Origin of the sequence: Pseudomonas sp. S36, from assembly GCF_016647875.1 — a bacterium.
Taxonomy (GTDB): Bacteria; Pseudomonadota; Gammaproteobacteria; order Pseudomonadales; family Pseudomonadaceae; genus Aquipseudomonas; species Aquipseudomonas parafulva.
In genome coordinates this window covers 1-7,157 of the sequence record NZ_JACVVG010000086.1, presented here as the reverse complement: position 1 = coordinate 7,157, position 7,157 = coordinate 1, and the positions used below count along the sequence as shown (strand labels likewise).

Here is a 7,157-nt window from a genome sequence, read left to right as displayed (position 1 = left end):
GCCCCAACGAACCCCAGCACGCTGGCCATGCGGATGTTGTTTTCCCAGCGGTACAGGCTGTATGCCAGCAGCTGCGGCCACAGGTTGGGCAAGGTGCCGAAGCAGAACGCAGCCACCTGGCTACCCCCCTGCAGCCGGATAGCCGCCGCGGGTTCCGGGGGGGCGTTTTCCAGCGCCTCGGCAAACAGCCGGCCCAACACCCCCGCCGTGTGCAGGGCCAAGGCCAGGGTACCGGCGTTGGGGCCTAGCCCTGCAGCCAGCACCGTCAGCGCCGCCCACACCAATTCCGGGATGGCACGCAAAGCATTGAGCAGCAGCCGCGCCACCGCCTGCAACGGCCACCCGAAGCGGCCAGCTGCAGGGAGGGCCAGCAAAAGCCCAAGCACCACCGCCAGCAACGTGCCCATGCCCGACATGGCCAAGGTTTCCAGCGCACCGTAGGCAACCGCCCCCACATGCCCGGCAGACAGGTCCGGGTGCAGGAAACGCCCGGCGTACTCGCCCATCTGCCCCAGGCCGCCGTTACCCACCAGCGCCTGGAAATCCAAGCCGAGGTAGGCAAAAGACGCGACCACCGCCGCCAAAATCGCCGCTACCAGCCCCAGGTTGATCAGCCGGTTCATGTCAGCCTCCAGCGCAACAGGCGGCTGAACCCGTCGGCCAACATCACCAGTACCAGGAATGTCAGCAGCATGCTCGCCACCTCGGCGCCAGCGAACATCCGCATCGACAAATCGATCTGCTGGCCCAGGCCCCCTGCCCCCACAAAGCCCATCACCACTGAAGCGCGGATAGCGCATTCCCAACGGTAAACGGTATACGACACCACCTCAGCCGCCGCATTGGGCAGGATGCCGTAGAAAAACGCGCTCAGCCGGCCCGCACCCGCATGCAGCAGCGCGTGGGCCGGCCGCTGATCCACCGATTCGAAAATCTCGGCATAGACCTTGCCCAGCATGCCGCTGTAGGTAATGGCGATAGCCAGCACCCCCGCCGTCGGCCCCAACCCCACTGCCCGTACGAACAACAGCGCCCAGACAATTTCCGGCACGCTGCGCAGAAAGATCAGTACCCCACGCACCGGCATGCGCACCCACCGCGACCATCCGGCCCCGCGCCCATTGCTGGAAGCGGCGCGCAGCGACAGTGCCCGGCTGGCCAGTAACGCTGCCGGTGCTGCAAGCAACAGTGCCAGGGCCATACCGGCAGTGGCGACAGCCAAGGTCTGCAGGGTGGCGTCCAGCAGCAGTGCCATGAACTGCGCATCATGGGTCGGCGGCCAGAACGCAGCCGTAAAGCTGGCGATCTGCTGACGGTTTTCCGCCTGCAGCAGCACGCTGGGGTTGAGTTCACTGAGCTGGATGCCGGGCCACAGCACCACCAAAGCCAGCAGGCCAAGCAGCAAACGCGGCAGCAATGCAGGGTCGCGCGCATCAGCCTTCAACATCGAGGCATCTGCACAGACAAGGGTGCTGGCTGGTCAGGCGCCGGCGCCAAGTGCTCGTTGGCGTACAAGTCATTGAGCAGTTGTTCGCTGACCGCCTCGGCCGGGCAGTCGAACAGCACGTGGCCATCGCGGATGCCAATCACCCGCGGGAAGTGCGCCAGTGCAAGTTCCACGGCATGCAGGCTCGCCACCAGCGTCACGCCGCCGGCCTGGGCATGGCGGTTGAGCAAGGCCAGGCTGTGGTCGGCCAGCACCGGGTCCATCGCCGACACCGGTTCATCGGCCAGCAGCAGCCGGGGTTGCTGGTACAGGGCGCGGGCAATGCCTACCCGCTGCAACTGCCCGCCTGACAGTTGCCCGCACTGCACGAACAGTTTGTCAGCCAGGCCCAGTTCGGCCAGCACCCGGCGTGCACCGGGGATATCACTGGGGTACAGCAGGTTGAACAAACCCCGCAGCACGCCCCATTGGCCGAGGCGACCGGCGAGTACGCCCGTGACCACGCGCTGGCGAGGTGGCAGCGGCGGCGCCTGGTGCACCAAACCCACCTGGGCGCGCAGGCGTTGGCGCGCCCGGGCAGACAGCGCCCAAGGCTGCTCGCCGAGCACGTGCAGGCTACCGCTGCTGGGCGGCACCGCAGAGGCCATCAGGTGCAGCAAGCTGGACTTGCCGGCACCCGAGGGGCCAATGATGGCCACCCGCTCACCTTGCCGGATTGCCAGGCTCACGCCGTCCAGCGCCCGCACTGCGGCGTGCCGCAAGCCGGCGCCGTGCAGTTGCACTGCCAGCGCCGAAGTCGCAGCCGCCATCACTTGAGCAGGCCGGCCTCGCGGGCAGCCTGTTCGGTGCCCTGGTAGTTTTCAGGTTTGGTCTCGATGAAGCGGCTGGCGGCCTGCAGGTCCAGAATGGCCTTCTGCTCGGGGTTGGCCGGGTCCAGGTCGAGGAAGGCCTGCTTGATCTTCTGCTTGAGCGCAGGGTCCATGTTGCCGCGCACCGTCCAGTTGTAGTCGAAGTAGGTCGGCGTGGTAGCGAACACACGGACCTTGCTGGTATCCACCTTGCCGGCATCCACCAGCTTCTGCCACACGCTGGCGTTCAGCACGCCGCCGTCCACCTTGCCCGCCTGCACCCAGGCCACGGTGGCGTCGTGAGCACCGGAATAGGCCACCCGGCTGAAGTAGCCCTCGGGCTTGATGTTGTCCTGCTTGAGCATGAAGTAGCGCGGCATCAGGCTGCCAGAGGTGGAGGAAATGGAGCCGAAGGCAAAGGATTTGCCCTTGAGGTCGGCCAGGCTCTTCACGTCAGGGTTGGCAGTGATGAACTTGGACGTGAACTGGGCATCCTGCTCACGCTGCACCAACGGGGTGGCGGTCGGGTCCTTGAGGTGTACCTGGACAAAGGTGAAACCGCCCAGCCAGGCGAGGTCCAGCCGGTCGGATGCCAGCGACTCGACAACGGCCGGGTAGTCGGCCACCGGGACGAACTTCACGTCCATGCCCAACTGCTTACCCAGGTACTCGCCCAACGGCTTGAACTTGCGCTGCAGTTCGGTTGGCGCTTCATCCGGGATGGCGCTGACGCGCAGGGTTTCCGCCGCCTGGGCGACAACAGTGCAGCAGGACAGCACAAGGCCGGCGGCGAGCGCCAGGGGACGTTTGAGCATGGGTATTCTCCAGTTGAGGGGCGAGCGGCCGCCCAACGGATTATAAGAGGCCCGGGCTCAAAGGCCAGCTTTGCTACAATCGCGCCATACTTTGAGCTGCCGAGGTGCACATGAGCGAGCCGATTCGCCTGACCCAGTACAGCCATGGCGCCGGCTGTGGCTGCAAGATCTCTCCCAAGGTGCTGGACGTGATCCTTGCCGAAAGCGGCGCCCAGGCGCTGGACCCCAAGCTGTGGGTGGGCAATGCCTCGCGCGACGATGCGGCGGTGTACGCGCTGGACGATGAGCGTGGCGTGGTGTCGACCACCGACTTCTTCATGCCGATCGTCGATGACCCGTACGATTTCGGGCGCATTGCGGCCACCAACGCCATCAGCGATATCTACGCCATGGGCGGCGACCCGTTGATGGCCATCGCCATTCTTGGCTGGCCAGTCAACGTGCTGCCGCCAGAAGTCGCCCGCGAAGTCATTCGCGGGGGCCGTGCAGTGTGTACCGAAGCGGGCATTCCATTGGCCGGCGGGCACTCCATCGACGCGCCCGAGCCCATTTTCGGCCTGGCCGTCACCGGCGTGGTCAGCAAACGCCACCTCAAGCGCAACGACACCGCCACGGCAGGTTGCCGCCTGTACCTGACCAAACCGCTGGGCATCGGCATCCTCACCACCGCCGAGAAAAAAGCCAAGCTGCGCGATCAGGACCGGGGCCTGGCCCGTGACTGGATGTGTACCCTCAACACCGCAGGCAGCCGTTTCGGCAAGCTCGACAGTGTGAAGGCCATGACCGACGTCACCGGGTTCGGCCTGCTTGGCCACCTGGTGGAGCTGGCAGAAGGCAGCGGCCTGACGGCGCACCTGGACTACGCCGCTGTTCCACGCCTGCCTGGCGTCGAGCACTACCTGGCCGAAGGCTGCATCCCGGGCGGCACCCTGCGCAATTTCGAAAGCTATGGGCACAAGCTGGGCGCCCTCAGCGACGAGCAGAAGCAGCTGCTGTGCGACCCGCAAACCAGCGGTGGCCTGCTGGTGGCGGTCAGCCCTGAAGGTGAAGCAGCGTTTCTCTCCGTAGCCTCCGAGCTGGGCCTGCAGCTGTCGCCGATCGGCAGCCTGGTAGCGCGACAGAGCCACGCAGTCGAGGTCATTTGATGCGCCCCGACTGCACTGACTTCCGTCAGCTTTTCCTGAACGACGTGCCGATGATGGACATGCGTGCCCCCATCGAATTCACCAAAGGCGCCTTCCCCGGCGTGGTCAACCTGCCACTCATGAACGACCAGGAGCGGCAGAAGGTCGGCACCTGCTTCAAGCAGCAGGGTCAGGCCGCCGCCATTGAGCTGGGCCACCGCCTGGTGGGGGGTGACACCAAGCAGGCGCGCATGGACGCCTGGGTGGCGTTCACCCAGGCTCACCCTGAAGGCTACCTGTACTGTTTCAGAGGCGGCCTGCGTTCGCAGATCGTTCAGGGCTGGCTACGTGATGAGGCCGGTATCCGCTACCCTCGCATCACCGGCGGCTACAAGGCCATGCGTAACTACCTGCTGGAGACTACCCAGCAAGCCGTTGCCCAGTGCGGCTTCGTGCTGCTGGGTGGCCTGACCGGCACCGGCAAAACCGATGTACTGCACCAACTGGACAACGTGCTGGACCTGGAAGGCCACGCCAACCACCGCGGCTCCAGCTTCGGCAAGCGCGCCACCGCGCAACCGGCGCAGATCGACTTCGAAAACCAACTGGCCATCGACGTGCTGAAAAAACGCGCCCTTGGGGTCAGCCAGTTCGTGCTGGAAGACGAAGGCCGTATCGTGGGCAGCTGCACGGTCCCGCTGGAGCTCTACCAGGGCATGCAGCAGTACCCGATGGTGTGGCTGGAAGACAGCTTCGGCGGCCGGGTGGAGCGGATCCTGCGTGACTACGTGATCGACCTGAGCGCCGAGTTCGTGGCACTTCATGGCCACGAGGCGGGGTTACAGCTGTTTGCACAGCGGATGCTGCAGAGCATGGCCAATATCCACAAGCGCCTGGGCGGCGAGCGCCATCAACGGCTTGCGGCGCTGCTCGCCCAGGCACTGGATGAGCAGCAGCGCAGCGGCGCGGTGGCTCTGCACCGGGGCTGGATCGAGGGGTTGCTCAGCGAGTACTACGACCCGATGTACGCCTACCAGCGGGACGCCAAAGCCGAGCGTATCGAATTTGCCGGCAACGCCCTGGAAGTGCGCGAGTACCTCAAGGCACGGGCGCAGCGGCATCAGGCGCCGCGCCTGTAACCCAAGCCGTCATTGCCCGGGGCTGAGTATGCGCTCCAGCTCCGCGGCACGGTCGCGGGTCATGTCCATCAGGCAGGTGCCGCCCTCCAGCTGGGCCATGGTGCCGCCACTGGCCTGCCGGTGGAACTGGCAGTTGCCATCGCGGTAGGCCAGCCACTTGCGTTGTACATCGCGCAGGCTTTTCTGCTGATCGGCGGCCAGCTTGCCCATCAGGCGTTTGTACACCGCGTTCAGGCGCTGGTCCTGCACCTGGGTTTCCGCCTTCAGGCATTCGCTCATGGCGACGGTGCTGGAGGCTTTGTCCATGCACTGCCCATAGGCCGGCGAATGGTCGTCGGCCACGGCCAGCGGCAGGGTACAGGCCAAGGCGATGCCCGCCAGATAATGCTTGATCATGCAAACGCTCCTAGTGGTCGTTACAGAGTCTGAGGCTGCTCCGGCGGCATCAGCACCTTGCCGGGTTCGAAGCGCAAAGACGGCATCTGGGTGGCGGCATACAACGTCACCGCCAGTGCCGCGATGAGGGCTACATCCGCCCAGTTCCAGCCTGGCATATCGGCGGCGCAGCGCGCTTTCATGCAGTGCCAGGCCTGGCCCAGGCAGAACACGCCGATCGCCGCCAGCCACAGGTAAAACCCGGCGGCAAAGCCGGCCAGGTCGTGGAACTCATAGCTCTGGTTGTCGGGCAGGCGGTCGATACCCAAGCTGGTACCCGCCAGGTACAAGGCGCCCAGCCCTGCCAGCAACGCAAACCGGCGCAGGCGACGGTGGGCCAGAATGGCCAGGGCCAGCAGTGGGTTGGCGAACCACTGGTGCAGGCCGAACGGCAAGCCCCATGGCCCGTACAACAGCATCTGCAAGGCCGGCATGTGGCGACCGCCTGCCATCAGCGCGCCGTCAAAAAACAGCGCGGCCAGGTACAGCAGCAAGCTGATGCTCAGGTAGAAAGCGGGCAAGGGGCACCTGGAGAGTTCGGGACAAGGGGTGACCTTAACCCATGCCCGGCCCGCCCTCCAAACACCGGGTACAAGGCTTCAGGCAACTGGCGGCTCCAGCAGCAGGCCGTAAATGCCGGAGTCAGACAACTCACCCGCTACGCACCAACGGGCGCGCAACGTACCTTCAAGCACGAAGCCCTGGCGCTCCAACGTACGCGCAGAGCCTTGGTTGCGTGGGTCGATCTCCCCTTCCAGGCGGCGCAAGTGCAGGGTGTTGGCGATATAGTCGATGAAGCAGGTCAACGCCTCATCCATGTAGCCGCGCCCCTGCACAGCGCTGGCCAGGCAGTAACCGATCTCGCCACGGCGGGAAACATCGTCGATGTTGAACAGCTGCACCATGCCGATCAACTCGCCATTGTCGCGGCGGTACATGCCGAGCTTCAGTTGCTCGCCACGGGTGTAGGCTTCGCGGTCGGCGGCCAGGGCGCTTTCTGCCTCAGCCAGGTTGTGCCAGGGTGCATGATGCCAATAGCGCATGACCTCGGGGTCGGCCATGATCTTCAACCACTGCGCAGCGTCGGCATGGCGCATGGGGCGCAGTTGCAGCCGTGGGCTGTCGAGGCAGAGGTCACTGGGGAAACTGCGGGGTGGGGTCACGCCGGATCTCCTGTCCATTGCGGGGAGATGACAGTTTACCTACATGTTGGGTGGAAGGCGCCTGACTTGCATTATTGCCCGAGGCTACAGTCGGGACGCCGAAACAGGCGGCCGCGCGCGACTGCTACAGGCATGACTGGCCCGAAACAAGCGTAGGAGCGAGCGCAGCTCGCGATGCGCCGCGCG

9 protein-coding genes are annotated in these 7,157 nt (G+C 65.3%); 2 read left to right on the top strand and 7 right to left on the bottom strand.

Going from position 1 to position 7,157, the window contains the following annotated elements:
- The 4 genes from IAE36_RS23325 to IAE36_RS23310 all read right to left on the bottom strand — a co-directional run.
- Positions 1-623, bottom strand: a 623-nt coding sequence (locus tag IAE36_RS23325; protein WP_201214960.1) for an ABC transporter permease subunit, incomplete at its 3' end; no start/stop codon positions are given.
- Entirely contained in the window at positions 620-1,447 is an 828-nt protein-coding gene (locus IAE36_RS23320) for a PhnE/PtxC family ABC transporter permease (protein WP_201214959.1), read from the bottom strand. The genes IAE36_RS23325 and IAE36_RS23320, both read right to left, overlap by 4 nt.
- Positions 1,441-2,256, bottom strand: a complete 816-nt coding sequence (locus IAE36_RS23315; protein ID WP_201214958.1) for a phosphonate ABC transporter ATP-binding protein — start codon at positions 2,254-2,256, stop codon at positions 1,441-1,443. Before IAE36_RS23315 ends, IAE36_RS23320 begins: the two co-directional genes overlap by 7 nt.
- Positions 2,256-3,110 (bottom strand): putative selenate ABC transporter substrate-binding protein, encoded by an 855-nt coding sequence (locus IAE36_RS23310; protein WP_201214957.1) that lies wholly within the window; start codon positions 3,108-3,110, stop codon positions 2,256-2,258. Before IAE36_RS23310 ends, IAE36_RS23315 begins: the two co-directional genes overlap by 1 nt.
- Before the next feature lie 110 nt (positions 3,111-3,220).
- On the opposite strand from IAE36_RS23310, the gene selD reads away from it, so the two are divergent.
- Together selD and mnmH are read left to right on the top strand one after the other, a co-directional pair.
- Entirely contained in the window at positions 3,221-4,255 is a 1,035-nt protein-coding gene (selD, locus tag IAE36_RS23305) for a selenide, water dikinase SelD (protein WP_201214956.1), read from the top strand.
- Positions 4,255-5,373, top strand: a complete 1,119-nt coding sequence (gene mnmH / locus IAE36_RS23300; protein ID WP_201214955.1) for a tRNA 2-selenouridine(34) synthase MnmH — start codon at positions 4,255-4,257, stop codon at positions 5,371-5,373. Before selD ends, mnmH begins: the two co-directional genes overlap by 1 nt.
- 9 nt (positions 5,374-5,382) lie before the next feature.
- On the opposite strand, the gene IAE36_RS23295 is transcribed toward mnmH, so the two are convergent.
- From IAE36_RS23295 to IAE36_RS23285, 3 genes are all read right to left on the bottom strand, one after another.
- Complete coding sequence (locus tag IAE36_RS23295; RefSeq protein WP_201214954.1) at positions 5,383-5,769, bottom strand: lysozyme inhibitor LprI family protein; 387 nt, start codon at positions 5,767-5,769, stop codon at positions 5,383-5,385.
- A gap of 20 nt (positions 5,770-5,789) precedes the next feature.
- Complete coding sequence (locus IAE36_RS23290; protein WP_201214953.1) at positions 5,790-6,329, bottom strand: hypothetical protein; 540 nt, start codon at positions 6,327-6,329, stop codon at positions 5,790-5,792.
- A gap of 78 nt (positions 6,330-6,407) precedes the next feature.
- Positions 6,408-6,971, bottom strand: coding sequence for a GNAT family N-acetyltransferase (locus tag IAE36_RS23285; protein WP_028631614.1), 564 nt, complete (start codon positions 6,969-6,971; stop codon positions 6,408-6,410).
- Positions 6,972-7,157: the final 186 nt, after the last annotated feature.

What these genes read in the sequence shown, in the direction of transcription:
- IAE36_RS23310 (WP_201214957.1), bottom strand. Translation starts at nt 3,110, where the DNA reads ATGCTCAAACGTCCCCTGGCGCTCGCCGCCGGCCTTGTGCTGTCCTGC.
- IAE36_RS23295 (WP_201214954.1), bottom strand. Translation starts at nt 5,769, where the DNA reads ATGATCAAGCATTATCTGGCGGGCATCGCCTTGGCCTGTACCCTGCCG.
- mnmH (WP_201214955.1), top strand. Translation starts at nt 4,255, where the DNA reads ATGCGCCCCGACTGCACTGACTTCCGTCAGCTTTTCCTGAACGACGTG.
- IAE36_RS23315 (WP_201214958.1), bottom strand. Translation starts at nt 2,256, where the DNA reads ATGGCGGCTGCGACTTCGGCGCTGGCAGTGCAACTGCACGGCGCCGGC.
- IAE36_RS23320 (WP_201214959.1), bottom strand. Translation starts at nt 1,447, where the DNA reads ATGTTGAAGGCTGATGCGCGCGACCCTGCATTGCTGCCGCGTTTGCTG.
- selD (WP_201214956.1), top strand. Translation starts at nt 3,221, where the DNA reads ATGAGCGAGCCGATTCGCCTGACCCAGTACAGCCATGGCGCCGGCTGT.